Annotated in this window: 15 protein-coding genes; 3 read left to right on the plus strand and 12 right to left on the minus strand. The window is 63.2% G+C overall.

All coding sequences use genetic code 11. The features are described 5' to 3' along the window. Positions 1 to 14 precede the first annotated feature (14 nt). Complete coding sequence (locus NKH33_RS13880) at positions 15 to 1418, minus strand: MATE family efflux transporter (protein WP_352769431.1); 1404 nt, start codon at positions 1416 to 1418, stop codon at positions 15 to 17. 245 nt (positions 1419 to 1663) lie between these two features. Here NKH33_RS13880 and NKH33_RS13885 point away from each other — a divergent pair, with 245 nt between their 5' ends. Then, positions 1664 to 2245: a histidine phosphatase family protein gene (locus tag NKH33_RS13885; RefSeq protein WP_352449631.1), complete on the plus strand. Its 582-nt coding sequence runs from the start codon at positions 1664 to 1666 to the stop codon at positions 2243 to 2245. A gap of 14 nt (positions 2246 to 2259) precedes the next feature. Here NKH33_RS13885 and NKH33_RS13890 read toward each other — a convergent pair whose 3' ends face one another. The 9 genes from NKH33_RS13890 to gcvA all read right to left on the minus strand — a co-directional run bounded on the left by NKH33_RS13890 (position 2260) and on the right by gcvA (position 12370). Then, the gene (locus NKH33_RS13890) at positions 2260 to 3846 is read right to left on the minus strand and encodes an FGGY-family carbohydrate kinase (RefSeq protein WP_352920008.1); all 1587 of its coding nucleotides are present in this window, start codon (positions 3844 to 3846) and stop codon (positions 2260 to 2262) included. Beyond that, positions 3843 to 4526, minus strand: a complete 684-nt coding sequence (locus tag NKH33_RS13895) for an HAD family hydrolase (protein WP_352455927.1) — start codon at positions 4524 to 4526, stop codon at positions 3843 to 3845. Before NKH33_RS13895 ends, NKH33_RS13890 begins: the two co-directional genes overlap by 4 nt. Before the next feature lie 15 nt (positions 4527 to 4541). After that, positions 4542 to 6020, minus strand: a complete 1479-nt coding sequence (locus NKH33_RS13900) for a mannitol dehydrogenase family protein (RefSeq protein WP_352920011.1) — start codon at positions 6018 to 6020, stop codon at positions 4542 to 4544. Between the two features lie 71 nt (positions 6021 to 6091). Further along, positions 6092 to 6862 (minus strand): L-iditol 2-dehydrogenase, encoded by a 771-nt coding sequence (locus NKH33_RS13905; protein WP_352920014.1) that lies wholly within the window; start codon positions 6860 to 6862, stop codon positions 6092 to 6094. Beyond that, entirely contained in the window at positions 6859 to 7863 is a 1005-nt protein-coding gene (locus NKH33_RS13910; RefSeq protein ID WP_352920017.1) for an ABC transporter ATP-binding protein, read from the minus strand. The genes NKH33_RS13905 and NKH33_RS13910 overlap by 4 nt, the downstream gene beginning before the upstream one ends. Positions 7864 to 7914: 51 nt before the next feature. Next, a complete protein-coding gene (locus NKH33_RS13915; protein WP_023676992.1) occupies positions 7915 to 8739 on the minus strand; it encodes a carbohydrate ABC transporter permease in 825 nt (274 codons plus the stop codon). Positions 8740 to 8946: 207 nt separating this feature from the next. Further along, positions 8947 to 9819 (minus strand): carbohydrate ABC transporter permease, encoded by an 873-nt coding sequence (locus NKH33_RS13920; RefSeq protein WP_031195183.1) that lies wholly within the window; start codon positions 9817 to 9819, stop codon positions 8947 to 8949. A 114-nt stretch (positions 9820 to 9933) separates the two neighbouring features. Beyond that, a complete protein-coding gene (locus NKH33_RS13925; RefSeq protein ID WP_352449478.1) occupies positions 9934 to 11244 on the minus strand; it encodes an ABC transporter substrate-binding protein in 1311 nt (436 codons plus the stop codon). Positions 11245 to 11458: 214 nt separating this feature from the next. Next, entirely contained in the window at positions 11459 to 12370 is a 912-nt protein-coding gene (gene gcvA / locus NKH33_RS13930; protein ID WP_352578172.1) for a transcriptional regulator GcvA, read from the minus strand. A 110-nt stretch (positions 12371 to 12480) separates the two neighbouring features. Here gcvA and NKH33_RS13935 point away from each other — a divergent pair, with 110 nt between their 5' ends. Next, complete coding sequence (locus NKH33_RS13935; protein WP_023676996.1) at positions 12481 to 12666, plus strand: hypothetical protein; 186 nt, start codon at positions 12481 to 12483, stop codon at positions 12664 to 12666. Positions 12667 to 12741: 75 nt separating this feature from the next. Here NKH33_RS13935 and NKH33_RS13940 read toward each other — a convergent pair whose 3' ends face one another. Beyond that, on the minus strand, positions 12742 to 13701 hold the full coding sequence (locus NKH33_RS13940; RefSeq protein ID WP_352920020.1) for a sugar-binding transcriptional regulator: 960 nt from the start codon (positions 13699 to 13701) through the stop codon (positions 12742 to 12744). 360 nt (positions 13702 to 14061) lie between these two features. Between NKH33_RS13940 and NKH33_RS13945 the strand changes: the two genes are divergently transcribed. Then, positions 14062 to 14694, plus strand: coding sequence for an HAD family hydrolase (locus tag NKH33_RS13945; RefSeq protein WP_352920022.1), 633 nt, complete (start codon positions 14062 to 14064; stop codon positions 14692 to 14694). Positions 14695 to 14715: 21 nt separating this feature from the next. On the opposite strand, the gene NKH33_RS13950 is transcribed toward NKH33_RS13945, so the two are convergent. Continuing rightward, positions 14716 to 15483 carry a class II aldolase and adducin N-terminal domain-containing protein gene (locus tag NKH33_RS13950; RefSeq protein WP_352920025.1) on the minus strand — a complete coding sequence of 256 codons (768 nt, stop codon included), beginning with the start codon at positions 15481 to 15483 and terminating at the stop codon, positions 14716 to 14718. Positions 15484 to 15506: the final 23 nt, after the last annotated feature.

Here is a 15506-nt window from a genome sequence, read left to right on the forward strand (position 1 = left end):
GGGCGACCAGCAATTCAACGCCCGAATACCAGCGGCGGCGCGATCCTGTCACGCCGCAGCCAGCGCACCAGCAGGAGTGCCGCAACCACCGCCAGTCCCGACGACAGGCCGATCCAGATGCCGACGCCGTTGAAGCCAAAACGAAAGGCCAGCAGCACGCCGAGCGGCAGCCCGATGCCCCAATAGCCGATCGCGGCATAGATCATCGGCACCTTGGTGTCGTGCAGGCCGCGCAGCATGCCGCTGGCGACCGCCTGCGCACCGTCAAAAACCTGGAACAGCGCAGCAAAGGCGAGGAACGAGACGGCAAGCGCCACCACCTCGGCATTAGCCGGATTGCCCAGATCGATGAAGGCGCCGATCAAGAGATGCGGCCACAGGATCATCACCAGCCCCATCAGCGCCATGAAGGAGACACCGACGACATAGGCGGTCCAGCCAGCCCGGCTGACACCTTCCGGATTGCCGGCGCCGTGGGCAAGTCCGACGCGCACCGTCACCGCCTGGTTGAGGCCGAGCGGCACCATAAAGGTGACCGAGGCGATCTGGATGGCGATCGCATGGGCGGCAAGCGAAGCCGCATCGATCAGGCCCATGAGAAAGGCGGCCGCGTTGAAGATCGTCACCTCGAACGCCAGCAGGCCGGCGATCGGCAGGCCGAGCCGCAGCAGGCCCTTGAAGCGCGGCCAGTCGGCGCGCCAGAAGCGTCCGAACAGACGATAGCGCCGGAACTTCTTCTCAAGCATCACCACCATCGCCATGCCGGCGAACATCAGCGTGCTGGACAGAGTGGTGGCAAGGCCGGAGCCGGCGATGCCCATCGAAGGGATGCCGAGATTGCCGAACATGAACAGCCAGTTGAAGAAGGCATTGCAGGCGACGGCAACGAAGACGATGATCAGCGCCCAGCCCGGCCGCTCCAGCGCCGAAATGAACGAGCGCAGGACGATGTAGCCGAAAAAGGGCAGCACCGCCCATTCGAGCCAGCGCAGATAGATGCCGGCCTGGTGCGCCAGCGCCGGTTCCTGACCCATGGCCAGCAACACGCTCTCGCCGTGCCAGAGAAGGGCCCATATCGGAATGCAAATGAGGATCGCCAGCCACAGACCCTGGCGCACGGTGCGGCGCAGGTCGCGCACCGAGTGCCGGCGACGGCCGAGCTCGGTCGCCATCATCGGCGAGGTCGCAAGCATCAGGCCGAGCCCGAAGATGAGCGGCATGAAGTAGAGGTTGGCACCAAGCGCACCGCTGGCCAGCGTGTCCGCCCCCAGCCGCCCCATCATCATGACGTCGGTAGCGGTCATCGCGGTCTGGCCGAGATTGGTCAGCACCATCGGCCAGGCGAGCGCCAGCATCGCCCTGATTTCCCGACGCCAAAGGTTTTCCGGCGCGCGAGCGTCGGCTTCGATCGCAGACATTCTAGTTTTCCGCCTATCCGATTGCGGCACGTCAGCAAGAGCCGGAAGCCGCGTCTCAGCGCGGAAAATGGCCAAGATCGGCCGGATTCCGCATTACGACGGGTTTGTCTATCAAATGGGCACCGGTGGCAAGAGGCTGACTTGCGGAAGGGTTAAGCCAGTCGGTTCAATGCAGGCTATTGGAGAGGCTATTGGAGAGGCTATGGAAGCCACTATGGTCGCGGCAGATCCATTTGAAAGGCAGCCTGATGAGCGCGTTTCCCGAAATCTATCTGGTTCGGCATGGCGAGACGGAATGGAGTGCGTCCGGAAAACATACCGGCCGAACCGACATACCGCTGACGCCGGCCGGCGAGGAAGCGGCAAGGCGGATCGCTGAGCGGCTCAAGGGCCTGTCCGTCTCGGCGGTGTGGTCGAGCCCGTCGCAGCGCGCCTTCAACACCTGTGCGCTGGCCGGCTTCGGCTCGTCAGGCGTGAAGAAAGACGATCTGGCGGAGTGGGATTATGGTGCCTATGAGGGATTGACCACCAAGCAAATCCTCGCCGAGCGCCCCGGCTGGCGTCTCTTTCGCGACGGCTGCCCGAGCGGCGAGTCCGCCACGGATGTCGGCTCGAGGGCGGACCGGATCGTCAGCCAGTTGCGCGAGGTCGGCAGCAATGTCCTGGTCTTCTCAAGCTCGCATTTCCTTAGGGTGCTGGCCGCACGCTGGCTCGGCCTGCCGCCGCAAGCCGGCGCGTTTTTCGTGCTGGATACCGCCAGCATAAGCGTGCTCGGTTATGAGCACGACCTTGACGAGCCGGTCATCCGGCGCTGGAACCAGAGATAGCAACCGATCCCGATTTATCGGATCGCGTCCAGCGCCTGCCTTTGCCTGTGCATTTCGAGAAACACGCGGTAGTCGCGATCGAACCGGCCGGCGGCAGCCGGATTGGGCCCTCGCGTCCTGCCGCCCTGTTGCATGGCGACGCAGGCAGCGTTCAAATCGGGAAAAAGCCTGGCCGCGGTGGCGGCAATCATGCCGGTGCCGAGCAGCACCGCCTCGTCCGCCAGCGGCTCGACCACCGTGCAGCCGGTGGCATCGGCATAGAGCTCCATCAACAGCGGGTTCTTGGTGTGGCCGCCGGTGACGTGCAGCGTGTCGATCAGATAGCCGTTCTCGTTCAGCGCTTCCAGCACATGACGGACGCCAAGCGCGACGCTGACGGCGGTGCGCCAGTAGAGCTTGCACAGACTGTCGAAGGAGGCATCCAGCGTCAGCCCGCTGATGACGCCGACGGCATGCGGGTCGGCGAGCGGGGAGCGGTTGCCGTGAAAATCGGGCAGTACGTGCAGCCTTGCGGCGAGGTTGTCGCCCTCGGCGGCGCGCAGCTCGGCGACGCGGCGGGCAATTCTGGCATGCATGGCGGCATCCGGCTCGCCGCCGGCGCCATGCCAGCGGATGATGTGGTCGAGCAGCGCGCCGGTGGCCGACTGGCCACCTTCCGACAGCCACAGGCCGGGAAGGGCTGCGCCATAATATGGGCCCCAGACACCGGCGAAAGGCTGCGGATCGGGCGACATCGCCATGACGCAACTCGACGTACCGGCAATCAGGGCCAGATGGCGGCCGATGTTCGTCGCGTCACCGGCGAAACCGCCGAGCACGCCAAGCGCGCCGGCATAGGCATCGATGACGCCGGCGCCGACCCGGCATTTTTCGGTGAGGCCAAGCTCCGTCGCGGCTTGCGCGCCGAGCGGGCCGATATCGGCACCGACCGGGCTTGCCTTTTCCGGCAGGTTGCCGTGCTCAAAGATATCGCCGAGCCCGACGGCTTCGAAGAAGTCGCGCCGCCAGCCAGTCGCTTCATGGGCTAGATAGGTCCATTTGGCGGTCAGCGTGCATTGTGAACGGGAGAGCGAGCCGCTTGCCTTCCAGGTGAGGAAGTCGGTGAGGTCGAATAGATAGCCGGCTTCGTTCCATGTTCCGGGCAGGTTGCGCTTCAGCCACATCAGCTTCGGCGTCTCCATTTCCGGCGACATGACGCCGCCGATATAGTCGAGCACAGCGTGGCCGCTTTCAGTGCATTCGTCGGCCTCGGCAATTGCGCGATGGTCGAGCCAGACAATGGTGTCCCAGCGCCTTTCACCAGTGACGGACACGCTGAGCTGGCCGCCATGCCGGTCTCGCACCACCAGCGAGCAGGTGGCATCAAAGGAGATGCCGACGATATCCTCGGCCCGCACGCCCGCCTTTTCGCGGGCAGCGCGGACGGCCATGCACACCGCCGACCATATATCCTGCGAATCGTGCTCGGCATGGTCGGGCTTCGGCTGTTGCATGGCGATCGGGTGCTCGGCGCGGCCGAGCAAGGCGCCACCGGTGTCGAGAATGCCGGCACGAGCGCTTCCGGTGCCGACATCGACCGCGCAAACGAAACTGTTCGTCAAGGTGTTCTTGCTCTCGCTCCCAGGCCTGCAATCAGATCGGGCAATTGCAGCATGTCAGCGAATATAAAGTCCGGCTCACTCGACGCAAGCCGCGCTTTCAATGCCGGGTTGCCGGTGTGCGAGCCGCCGGTGAAGGCAAGGACGCGCATGCCGGCCGCCCGCGCCGCTTCGATGCCGGCCGGGCTGTCCTCGACGACGAGGCAGTTTCGCGGGGCCGCTCTCATTTTATCTGCTGCATGGAGAAAGAGATCGGGCGCCGGTTTGCCCCGCGCCACCATGGCGGCGCTGAATAAATGCGGCTCCAGCAGCCCAAGCAACCCGGTGACGTCGAGCGCATAGCGGATGCGTTCCAGGGTGCCGGAGGAGGCGACGCAGCACGGTACGCCGAGCCTTGGCAGGACCTGTGCGATACCTGGCATCGGTTTCAGCTCCTCGCGGAATCTGCGCATCAGTTCGGAGCGCATCTCGGTCAGATGCTGGTCGGTGAGATCGAGCCCGAAGTCGCTTGCGAGGATTTCGCGGACGCTCTTCATGCTCTTGCCGAGGAAGTGCTCGTAGGCAATGTCCTCGCTGACGTTGCCGCCGGCAAGCGCGATCATCTCCAGCAATGCCGAGACGGACAGCATCTCACTGTCCACCAGCACGCCGTCACAGTCGAAAATGACCAGTTCAGGCGTCATCGCGCTGGATCGACTTCAGAAGTCGCCGGCGAGATAGCGCGTCAGTGTCGCGCGCGCGCCGTCCGCCCACAGCAGTCTCAGCGCTTGGCCGAAGGCTTCAGCGAACGGCGGCGAGCGGCCGACATCGCCATAGATGTCCTCCATGGCAAGCCAGGCGGCAGGCATGTCCCTGGCCGCCTTGGCCGTCGCCTGCAACCGGCCCCAGTTCGGGTCGTTGGGCTCGGTGACGGCACCGGAATCCGTCGTGCCGAAGCAGTAGCGACACCAGAGCGCCGATTCCAGCGCAAGGCCGGTGACACTTTTGCCAGCCTTCAGCCGGTCGGTGATGGTCGGGATGATGAATTTCGGCTGGCGGTTGGAGCCGTCGAGGCAAAGCCGGCGTATGGTGTCGCCGATCTTCGGATTGGAGAAGCGGTGCTCGATGAGCTGGTAGTAATCTTCGAGGTCGGTGTCCGGAACCGGCGGCACGGTCGGGATGATTTCGTCATGCTCGAGCTTGTCGAGGAAGCCGCGTACCAGCGGCTCCTGCATCGCCTCATGGACGAAATGGATGTCCATCAGCCCGGCCGGATAGGCGATGGTCGCATGGCCGCCATTGAGGATGCGGATCTTCATCAGCTCATAGGGCGCGACGTCGCTGACGAACTGCACGCCGACCTTTTCCAGCGGCGGGCGGCCGTCGGTGAAACGGTCCTCCAGCACCCATTGCTTGAACGGTTCGCAAAACACCGGCCAATTGTCGTCGAGGCCGAACTCACTGGAGAGAATGCCGCGCTCGCGGTCGGTGGTGGCCGGCGTGATGCGGTCGACCATGCCATTGGGAAACGCAACGTTCTCGTTCACCCAGTTTGCCAAACCTTCGTCGATCAGCCGCGCAAGGCCGATGACGCCATCTGAGGTGACGTGGCCGTTATGGGGGATGTTGTCGCAGGACATAATTGTGAAGGGCACGATACCGTCGGCGCGGCGGCGCAGCAGCCCGGCGAGGACGAGGCCGAAGACGGTCTTCGGCGTCGCCCCCGGCTCAGCGTCGGCAACGATGTCGGGATGTGTCGGATTGAAGACGCCGGATGCCGGATCGATGAAATAGCCGCCCTCGGTAATGGTCAGGGAGACGATCTTGATCGCCGGATCGGCAAGGCGCTCGACGATTGCGGCCGCATCGCCCGGCACCAGGAAGTCGACCATGACGCCGGTGACGCGCGCGCTCATATGGCCGCTGTCCTGCTCGACCACGGTGGTCAGCCAGTCCTGCTCCTGCAACTTGCCGCGGCCGACGTTCTCGCCCTCGAAGACGCCGGCGCCAACAATGGCCCAGTCGTGGCCGACACCCGAATTGAACAGGTCGTCGAGATAGACGGCCTGGTGCGAGCGATGGAAATTGCCGACGCCGAAATGCACGATGCCGGCCTTGAGCGCGGCGCGATCATATTTCGGGCCGGCGACCTTGGGCGGCAGCTTGGCGAGGATGGAAGAAGAGAGTTTCACGGTCATCTGCTTTTACCCTTTAGCGGGACGGCTCTTCCCCCCGCGGAGGAGACGGGGGGAAGAGCGCCTTCGCCCCCTCAACTCATCCACTGGCCGCCATCGACATTATAGGTCTGGGCGACGATGTACTCGGCCTCATCGCTGGCCAGGAACACCGCCATGCCGGTGAGGTCTTGCGCCGTGCCCATGCGGCCATAAGGCACGGCTTCGCCGACCAGCCTCTTCTTCTCGCCCCTCGGCCGGTTCTCGAACTTGGCGAACAAGGCATCGACATCGTCCCAATGCTCGCCGTCGACGACGCCCGGTGCTATCGCGTTGACATTGATGCGGTGTTTGATCAGGTCGAGCCCTGCCGACTGGGTGAGCGAGATGACCGCGGCCTTGGTGGCGCAGTAGACGGCAACCACCGCCTCGCCGCGGCGCCCGGCCTGGCTTGCCATATTGATGATCTTGCCGCCCTTGCCGCGGGCAATCATAGAACGGGCGGCGGCCTGCAACGCAAACAGCGTGCCGGCGACGTTGACCGAAAACAATTTGTCGTAGCTTGTCTTGGTGATCTCGACGATCGGCGCCAGATCGAACAAAGCAGCGTTGTTGATCAAGATATCGAGGCCGCCGGCCCTGGCTTCGACCGCCTTGATGGCCTCATCGATAGACGCGAGATCGGTGACGTCCAGCTTTACCGCGTAGGCGTTGCGGCCGATTTCCGAAGCCGTCTTCTCGGCGGCTTCGAGATTGATGTCGCCAATCGCGACCGTCGCCCCTTCGCGCATGTAGGCTTCGGCAAACGCCCTGCCGATGCCGCGCGCCGATCCGGTAATCAGCGCCGATTTACCCCGGAGCTTCATTGCAGCATCGCCTTCCCGTCGGCGCCGAAACGATGCAGCTTGGCCTTTTCCGGCGTCAGGTAGATCGTGTCGCCGTGATGGGCGGCCAACTCGCCGTCGGCACGCACCGTCAGCTGCCCGACACCATCCGCCTGGACGTGCAAAAACGTGTCGGAGCCGAGATGCTCGGCAACCCCGACCGTCGCCTTCCAGTCGCCTGACGTCTTCGAAATGTTCATATGCTCCGGGCGGATGCCGACTGTCTTGGCGCTATATTTGGCGGCCGGCGCGCCTTCGATCAGGTTCATCTTCGGCGAACCTATGAAGCCGGCGACGAACAGGTTCTTCGGCGTCTTATAGAGCTCCATCGGCGAGCCGACCTGCTCGATATTGCCGGCATTGAGCACGACGATCTTGTCGGCCATGGTCATCGCCTCGATCTGGTCGTGGGTGACGTAGACCATGGTTGTCTTGAGCTGGTGATGCAGCTCGCTGATCTCCAGCCGCATGGTGCCGCGCAGCGCCGCGTCGAGATTAGACAAAGGCTCGTCGAACAGGAAGGCCGACGGCTGGCGCACGATGGCGCGGCCGATGGCGACGCGCTGCCGCTGGCCGCCGGAGAGCTGGCCGGGGCGGCGGTCGAGGTAGTTGGTGAGATTCAGGATCCGCGCGGCGTCCTTCACCTTCTTGTCGATGGTCGCCTGGTCCTCGCCCGCCATCTTCAGCGGGAAGGCGATGTTCTTGGCCACCGTCATGTGCGGGTAGAGCGCATAGGACTGGAACACCATAGCCAGCTTGCGCTTGGCCGGCGCCTCGCCGGTGACGTCGCGGCCATCGATGATGATGGTGCCGCCGCTGGTATCCTCGAGGCCGGCGATCAGACGCAACAGGGTGGATTTGCCGCAGCCCGACGGGCCGACGAAGACGACGAACTCTCCGTCCTCGATGACCAGATCGAGGCCGGGGATGATGGACGTCGCCCCGAAGGATTTGGAGACGTTCTTGAGCGTGATGTTTCCCATGGTTTCCTCCCCCGAAGGGCTATCTTTTCGTTTTGCGTCAGGCAATGCCCGCTACTTTACCGCGCCGAATGTCAGGCCTCGAACCAACTGCTTCTGGCTGAACCAGCCCATGATCAGGATCGGCGCGATCGCCAGCGTCGAGGCGGCCGAAAGCTTGGCCCAGAACAGCCCCTGCGGACTGGAGAAGGAGCTGATGAAAGCGGTGAGCGGCGCGGCCTCGGTGGTGGTCAGCCGGATCGTCCAGAACGCCTCGTTCCAGGCGAGAATGATGTTGAGCAGCATGGTCGAGGCGATGCCGGGGACCGCCATCGGCGTCAGCACGTAGATTATCTCGTTCCAGAGCGATGCGCCGTCCATGCGCGCCGCTTCCAGGATCTCGCCCGGTATCTCGCGAAAATAGGTGTAAAGCATCCAGACCACGATCGGCAGGTTGATCAGCATCAGCATGACCATCAGGCCGATGCGGCTGTCGAGCAGACCGGTATCGCGGAAGATCAGATAGATCGGAAACAGAACGGCGACGGCCGGCATCATCTTGGTGGAAAGCATCCACATCAGGATGTCCTTGGTGCGTTTGCCCGGCGAAAACGCCATCGACCATGCCGCCGGTATGGCGACGAGCAGAGCCAGGATGGTCGAGCCGACCGACAGGAACACCGAGTTCAGGAAGAATTTGAAATAGCCGTTCTGCGCCTGGACCTCGGAATAGCTCTCCGTGGTTCCCGACGGGAACAGGTTGAAGCCCTGGATAGCCTCCTGCTCCGACTTGAACGAGGTGATGATCGTATAGAGGATCGGGAAGAAGATCAGCAGCGCGACGATCCAGGCGGCCGCGGTAGCAATCGTCTTGTGCTGGGTGGTGACTGCACGTGCCATGGTCAGGTCCTCCCTATCGGCGATGTTGGCGGCAGGGTCGACCCCCACTCCGGTTTGCTGCGCAAACCACCTCTCTCCCGATCGACGGGGTAGAGGAAGAGCGCGGTTTCGATGTAGGCCTTTCCTCTACCCCGGGCAGGGGGAGAGCTGTCCCGCGCAGCGGGACGGAGCGGGGGTGGTTCAGCGCACGTGCCATCTTATCCTCCCTTATTTATCCAGGTTCTTGCCGACGGCGCGCATGGCGAAGAAGGCAACGATGTTGGCGAGAATGACGGCAATGATACCGCCGGCGGACGCCTGGCCGATTTTGAACTCCAGCAATGCCTTCTGATAGACGAGGAAGGGCAGGTTGGTGGAGGCGTAACCCGGGCCGCCATTGGTGGTAACGAGGATCTCGGCATAGACCGACAGCAGGAAGATCGTCTGGATCAGGATGACGACGGTTATGGCGCGCGACATATGAGGCAGCGTCAAATAGATGAAGCGGCTGATGAAGCCGGCGCCGTCCATTTCGGCGGCTTCCTTCTGCTCGCCGTCGAGCGACTGAAGCGCGGTCAACAGGATCAGCGTAGCAAACGGCAGCCATTGCCAGGCGACGATGATGATGATCGCCAGGAGCGGGTGCTGCCCGAACCAATCGATCGGCTGCCCGCCGAAGAAGCGCGCAATATCGGCGAAAACCCCGTACTGCGGATGCATGATCATGTTCTTCCAGACCAGTGCTGCCACCGGTGGCATGACGAAGAACGGCGAGATGACAAGGATGCGGACGATGCCCTGTCCCCACATCGGCTGATCGAGCAGAAGGGCGAGCAGAATACCGCCAATCACCGTGATCAAAAGCACGCTGACGACGATGGTGAGCGTGTTGAGGATCGACTGCAGGAATGCCGGGTTGGAATAGAACAGCGCGTAGTTCGAAAACCCGACGAAGCCGTCGCGCATCGGATTGAGCGGGTTGTATTGCTGGAAGGAAAACCACAGCGTGAATGCCAGCGGCACAATCATCCAGACCAGCAGCAGCACCACGGATGGCGCCATCATGAAACGGGCAAGCGAACGGGTCTGCTGAGTAGCCATGACGGTCACCCTTCGAGGTCGGCCAAGTTTTTCAGCGGTGTGAAAGCTGGCCGCCCGAACTGGGATTCGGGCGGCCGTTGCCGGTCGCCATTGGCAACCGGCACCGGGAGGAGCTTACTTGATGTAACCGCCTTCGGTCATCGTCGCGGTGGCGGCGTCCTGCGCCTGCTTCAAGGCATCGTCGACGCTCGACTGGCCGGCAAGTGCCGCCGAGAAGAGCTGGCCGACGGTGGTGCCGAGACCCTGGAACTCAGGAATGGCGACGAACTGGACGCCGACATAAGGCACCGGCTTGACGGTCGGGTGCGTCGGATCGGCGGAGTTGATCGAGTCCAGCGTCATCTTGGCGAAAGGTGCTGCCTTCTGGTATTCGGGATTGGCATAGAGCGACGAGCGCGTTCCCGGCGGAACGTTGGCCCAGCCTTCCTTCGAGGCGACGAGCTCGGCATAGTGCTTGCTGGTTGCCCAGGATACGAACTTTTGAGCGGCGTCGGCCTTCTGCGTGCCGGCGGGGATGGCTAGCGACCATGCCCACAGCCAATTGCCGCGCTTGCCGAGGCCATTGTCCGGCGCCAGCGCATAGCCGACCTTGTCGGCGACGGTGGAGTTCTTCGGGTCGGAAACGAAGGAGGCAGCGACGGTAGCGTCGATCCACATGCCGCATTTGCCCTGCTGGAACAACGCAAGGTTTTCGTTGAAGCCGTTGGACGACGCGCCCTCGGGGCCGTCGGCCTTCATCAGGTCGACATAGAACTGCAGCGTGTTCTTCCATTCGGGCTGGTCGAATTGCGGCTTCCAGTTCTCGTCGAACCAGCGCGCGCCGAATGAGTTCGACATGGCGGTCAGGAAGGCCATGTTCTCGCCCCAGCCGGCCTTGCCGCGCAGGCAGACGCCGTTCACGCCGTTGGCGCGGTCGGTCATCTTGTCGGCGGCCTGCTTGATGAAGTCCCAGGTCGGTGCATCGGGCATCTTGAGCCCGGCCTTGTCCATCAGGTCCTTGCGGTACATGACGAAGGAGCTTTCGCCGTAGAACGGGGCTGCGTAGAGCTTGCCGTCGACCGACAGGCCGCCGGCTATGGCCGGGATGATGTCCTTGACGTCGTAATCGTCGCCGAGCTTGTCGAGCGGCAAGAGCCAGTTCTGCTTGGCCCAGATCGGCACTTCATAGGTGCCGATGGTCATCACGTCGTACTGGCCACCCTTGGTGGCGATGTCGGTGGTGACGCGCTCGCGCAGAACGTTTTCTTCGAGCGTAACCCACTGCAGCTGAATGTCGGGATTTTTGGCAGTGAAGTCGTCGGTCAGCTTCTGCATGCGGACCATATCGCCATTGTTGACCGTGGCGATGGTGATGGATTCGGCATGCGCGGCGAAAGCGAGGGCGCTGGCCGAGAACAGGCCTAGGGTGAACGTGCGAAGTTTCATCAAAATTCCTCCCATAAACCAAGATGAGCATTTGCCTTGGCTGTGAGCAATTACTCACTTGCGATGAATTATGTCAAGACAGATTCGTTGCTGCAGCGCAGCACGCCGGGGTCTCGTGCAGCGGCAAGCCTGGGACGTTTGCGGCATGTCTGACGAAGGATTCGGCCGGGCTGATTGGGCCCGGCGCTTGCTATCGGGCTTGCTGGGGTTCAGCCTACTGGCAAGCGATCTCGCTCAGGATCCAATCGCGGAAGGCGCGGATCTTCGGCACGTTGCGACGTGCCGTCGGATAGACCAGCCAATAGGCGTGGCCGTCGTCACCGACCAGATCAAAGGGCTGGATCAGGCGGCCGTCGGCAAGTTCGGTCTTGAACAGCGCCTTGGTAACGATCGCCACGCCGTGGCCGGCAATCGCGGCATTGGCCTCGTAGGCCTGCGCGCCCATGCTGGTGCCGGGACGCTTGGCCAGTTCCTCGACCGGCAGGCCGGCGGCGGCAAACCAGTCCCGCCACCAGATGTCACCCGGGTCGAGGATCGGCAGCCGCAGCAGGTCGGCCGGCTCCTTGACGCCGCCGATGCTTGCCGCGAGCTTTGGACTAAGGACCGGCGTGAAATCGGCCCTGAAAAGCATATGGGTCTCGACGCCCGGCCAATTGCCGCCGCCGGAGCGGATGGCGATGTCGATATCCTCTCTGGCAAAGTCGACAACCCTGTTCGAAGTATCGACGCGCACCGCCAGCGACGGATGCGCGACCTGGAATGAACCGAGATGCTGCGCCAGCCAGTTGGAGGCAAATGTCAGCAGCGTCGAAACGCAAAGCAAGCCGTCGGCGCCGGTGCGCGCGGCGGCATAGGCGCCGCTCAACAGCGCGAACGCCTCGCTGACCGCGGGCGCCAGGCGCTGGCCGGGTTCGGTCAGCACGATCTGTTTTGGCTGGCGCAAGAACAGGGGCGCGCCGATGCGCTCCTCCAGAAGCTTGATCTGATAGCTTGCCGCCGCCTGCGTCATGCCAAGCTCCTGGGCGGCCTTGGTGAACGAGAGATGCCGCGCCACCGCCTCGAACACCCGGATCGCCTGAAGCGGAGGAAGCTGCGAAACCAGCTGTCGTGAATTGAGCTCCGGCATAAGCCCTCCTTATGGGCAGTGATCGACGTTTGATTGGCGGCACCGGCCGGTCCTACCGATATTCCGTATTGAAGATCAATTACGCCTAGAGATAGCGAAGGCTGACGATCATGACCACAATACAGGAAAAGCTGCTTCTTGCTCCAGCCCATGGCTGGTTTTCACAGTTGGCGCGGGGATTGGCAAGGCACGCGGCGCGGAAACGGGCCTATCTCGACGTCCGGGAGCTGCCGCCGCATCTGCAGCGCGACATGGGCTTTCTCGACGGCAACGATCCTTGCGGCCGGCACCAGTAGTGCCGCTCGTTTTATCGGGGCTTCAGGGGCGTTTCGATTTCCCATGATCGTTTCCGACCGCCAGCGGCTCGGAGATCATGCGCCCGCCAGCAAGGCGGCGGCGGTCCGCTCATCGGTGATGAGGCCATTGACCAGCCGCCGGTTGACGGCGGCGAAGATGCCCGGCAGCTTGCGGTCGCCCATGGCAAGCGCGATCACCAGCGACTTTTCGCGCGACGGCAGCGGTGCCGACGACACCCGATCATTGGTGATGCCCTCGATCATGCGGCCGTCACGATCGAATACCCAGCCGACGATCTCGGCGACGCCGCCGGCCTTCTGCAGCGCCTTTAATTCACCCTCCGAAATGAAGCCGTCCTCGTAAAGCGGCGCCTTCGGGCCGAGATCGCCGATGCCGACAAAGGTGACGTCGGCCTCGGCCGCAAGCGCCAGCGTCGGCTGGATCATCGGCTGGCTGAGCAGCATCTCGCGCTCCTCGGGCGAGGAAGCGATGACCGGCAAAGGCATCGGAAACGAACGCGCCTTGACCCTGTCGGCCATGGTGAAGATGACGTTGTAGAAGGCCGCCGAGCCGTCCGGCGAGATGTTGCCGGTGAGCGATACCACCTTGTGCTGCGGGCATTCCATCGGCGGCAGTTGCTCGATCGCGGCCTTCAGCGTGCGGCCGGTGCCGATCGCCATTACGATCCGCACCGGCGACCCCAGCCGCCGTTCGATCTCGGCCGCCGCCGCCTCGGCGACGCCGATGACGGTGGAGGAAGAAGAAGGGTCGCTCGGCACCACCTCGACCAGATCGAGCGCAAAGCGCGATTTCAGCCGTGCCGCAAGGTCGAGGCAATTGGCGATCGGATGGTCGACGCGCACCTTGATCAGCCCTTCAGAGACTGCGAGCGACACCAGGCGCTGCGCCGTCTGCCGCGAGATGCCAAGCGTGGCGGCGATCTGGTCCTGGGTGTTGCCTGCGACATAATAGAGCCAGCCGGCACGCGCCGCGTCGTCCAGCCTGTTGCCGCCGCTGTCCTGCCGCGAATTCAAGTTCCTGCCTCCCAACCCCGCCGAGCATAAGAGGCGGAGCGCAGTAGTTTCGCAGGGAATGAACTTGCGCGCAATTGCCTATTGTAAGAGCAATTGCTTAGTGATGAAACTTGGTGTTTGGAGCGAAGTGACAAGTCGACCCAGTCTCGTTGCAACAGCAAGGCTGTCGAGGTTGCACCAATCCCGGTTCTAAAGCGCGTTGCGTTCGATCGGCCTCATGCGACACGTTTTAGGTTGCTTTTTATGCATGTCGTCATCGCAAAACCGCTGCACACTTTGCGCGACATGCATTAGCGGGGACGCGGCGGTTTATCTCGCGCGCTAAACGCTTTAAGGAATTTTTTGAGAATGGAGCCTTGCATGACGCCGAAAGCGGTTTTCTGGGATATGGACGGCACGCTGGTCGACAGCGAGCGGCTGCACGAGGCGGCGCTGATTGCGGCGCTGCACAGCGTCGGCATCGCGCCGCCGGCCGACCTGCATGAGCGCGTGCTCGGCATCGCCGCATGGCCGGTCTACGAAATGCTGCGCGACGAGTTCGGCCTCGACCTGCCTTTCGACGACTGGATCGTGCGCAAATACGATCACTATCTGCCGATGGCCGAAACGCTGACGCCACGCACCGGCGCGATCGAGATTTTCAATGAGCTGCGCGCGCTTGGCGTGCCGCAAGCGGTGGTGTCCAACTCGGACAGACTGATCGTCGATGCCAATCTGCGCGCCGTAGGCCTTTTCTATCCCGGCATGAAGACGGTCAGCCGCAACGACGTGCGTGAAGGCAAGCCGCATGCCGAACCTTTCCTGCGCGCCGCCTGGTTGGCCGACGTCGATCCCGCCGAGGCCGTGGCGGTCGACGACAGCGTGACCGGCGCCACGGCGGGGCTGGCAGCTGGGATGAAGACGATCTTCTGGCCAGAGGTGCCCATGGAGGGGCCGCCGGGGGCGATTGTCATCAACAGCGCCGCTGAATTGCGGGCCGAACTCGGGCTTTAAGCCAGCCCGGCGGGACCGCCCTCAACTCCGGTAGGCAGGCTCCTGCTCGTCGAGGATCGCCTTCAGTTCGGAAAGGTGGCGCTCGGCCTGGCCGGGATAGTCTTCCTGTTCCCTTGCCGCTTTCTCCGCGATCTCATCCGACAGTACCCGCAGCGGCCGACCTGTCCACAGCGCCTTGATATAGGTTTCGGCGGCGCGCTCGAAATAGAACATGCGGTTGAAGGTGTCGGCGACGCTGTCGCCGATGACCAGCACGCCATGGTTGCCCATCACCATCACCTTGACCTTCGGGTCGACAAGAAGGTGGGAGCAGCGCTCGCCCTCTTCCTCGAAGGCCAGCCCGCCATAATGAGCGTCGACGACATGGCGGTTGAAGAAGATCGCCGAGTTCTGGTCGACCGGCGGCAGCGTCGAGTCGGCGAGCGAGGCAAGCACGGTGGCGTGGATCGAGTGGACATGCATGACGCAGCGCGCATGACGCACGTTGCGATGGATGGCACCATGCAGGCCCCACGCCGTCGGGTCGGGCGCATTCGGGCCGATAAGCGTGTCGGGATCATTGGCGTCGATCAAAAGCAGATCGCTCGCCTTGATGCGCGAGAAATGCACCTGGTTGGGGTTCATCAGGAATTGCGAGCCATCGTCGTTGACCGCCAGCGAAAAATGATTGGCCACCGCCTCGTGCATGTTGAGCCGCGCCGTCCAGCGGAAGGCGCAAGCGAGATCGACGCGCTCCTCATAGAACGGCAGGTTGGTCAGCACTTCCTTCTGCAGGCGGGCGATGCTCATCGTAACCTCCGTGAAGAGGCGAG

This window comes from Mesorhizobium sp. M1182, from assembly GCF_040318335.1.
Lineage (GTDB): Bacteria > Pseudomonadota > Alphaproteobacteria > Rhizobiales > Rhizobiaceae > Mesorhizobium.

What these genes read in the sequence shown, in the direction of transcription:
- NKH33_RS13880 (WP_352769431.1), bottom strand. Translation starts at nt 1,418, where the DNA reads ATGTCTGCGATCGAAGCCGACGCTCGCGCGCCGGAAAACCTTTGGCGT.
- NKH33_RS13895 (WP_352455927.1), bottom strand. Translation starts at nt 4,526, where the DNA reads ATGACGCCTGAACTGGTCATTTTCGACTGTGACGGCGTGCTGGTGGAC.
- NKH33_RS13900 (WP_352920011.1), bottom strand. Translation starts at nt 6,020, where the DNA reads ATGACCGTGAAACTCTCTTCTTCCATCCTCGCCAAGCTGCCGCCCAAG.
- NKH33_RS13905 (WP_352920014.1), bottom strand. Translation starts at nt 6,862, where the DNA reads ATGAAGCTCCGGGGTAAATCGGCGCTGATTACCGGATCGGCGCGCGGC.
- NKH33_RS13910 (WP_352920017.1), bottom strand. Translation starts at nt 7,863, where the DNA reads ATGGGAAACATCACGCTCAAGAACGTCTCCAAATCCTTCGGGGCGACG.
- NKH33_RS13915 (WP_023676992.1), bottom strand. Translation starts at nt 8,739, where the DNA reads ATGGCACGTGCAGTCACCACCCAGCACAAGACGATTGCTACCGCGGCC.
- NKH33_RS13920 (WP_031195183.1), bottom strand. Translation starts at nt 9,819, where the DNA reads ATGGCTACTCAGCAGACCCGTTCGCTTGCCCGTTTCATGATGGCGCCA.
- NKH33_RS13925 (WP_352449478.1), bottom strand. Translation starts at nt 11,244, where the DNA reads ATGAAACTTCGCACGTTCACCCTAGGCCTGTTCTCGGCCAGCGCCCTC.
- gcvA (WP_352578172.1), bottom strand. Translation starts at nt 12,370, where the DNA reads ATGCCGGAGCTCAATTCACGACAGCTGGTTTCGCAGCTTCCTCCGCTT.
- NKH33_RS13935 (WP_023676996.1), top strand. Translation starts at nt 12,481, where the DNA reads ATGACCACAATACAGGAAAAGCTGCTTCTTGCTCCAGCCCATGGCTGG.
- NKH33_RS13945 (WP_352920022.1), top strand. Translation starts at nt 14,062, where the DNA reads ATGACGCCGAAAGCGGTTTTCTGGGATATGGACGGCACGCTGGTCGAC.
- NKH33_RS13950 (WP_352920025.1), bottom strand. Translation starts at nt 15,483, where the DNA reads ATGAGCATCGCCCGCCTGCAGAAGGAAGTGCTGACCAACCTGCCGTTC.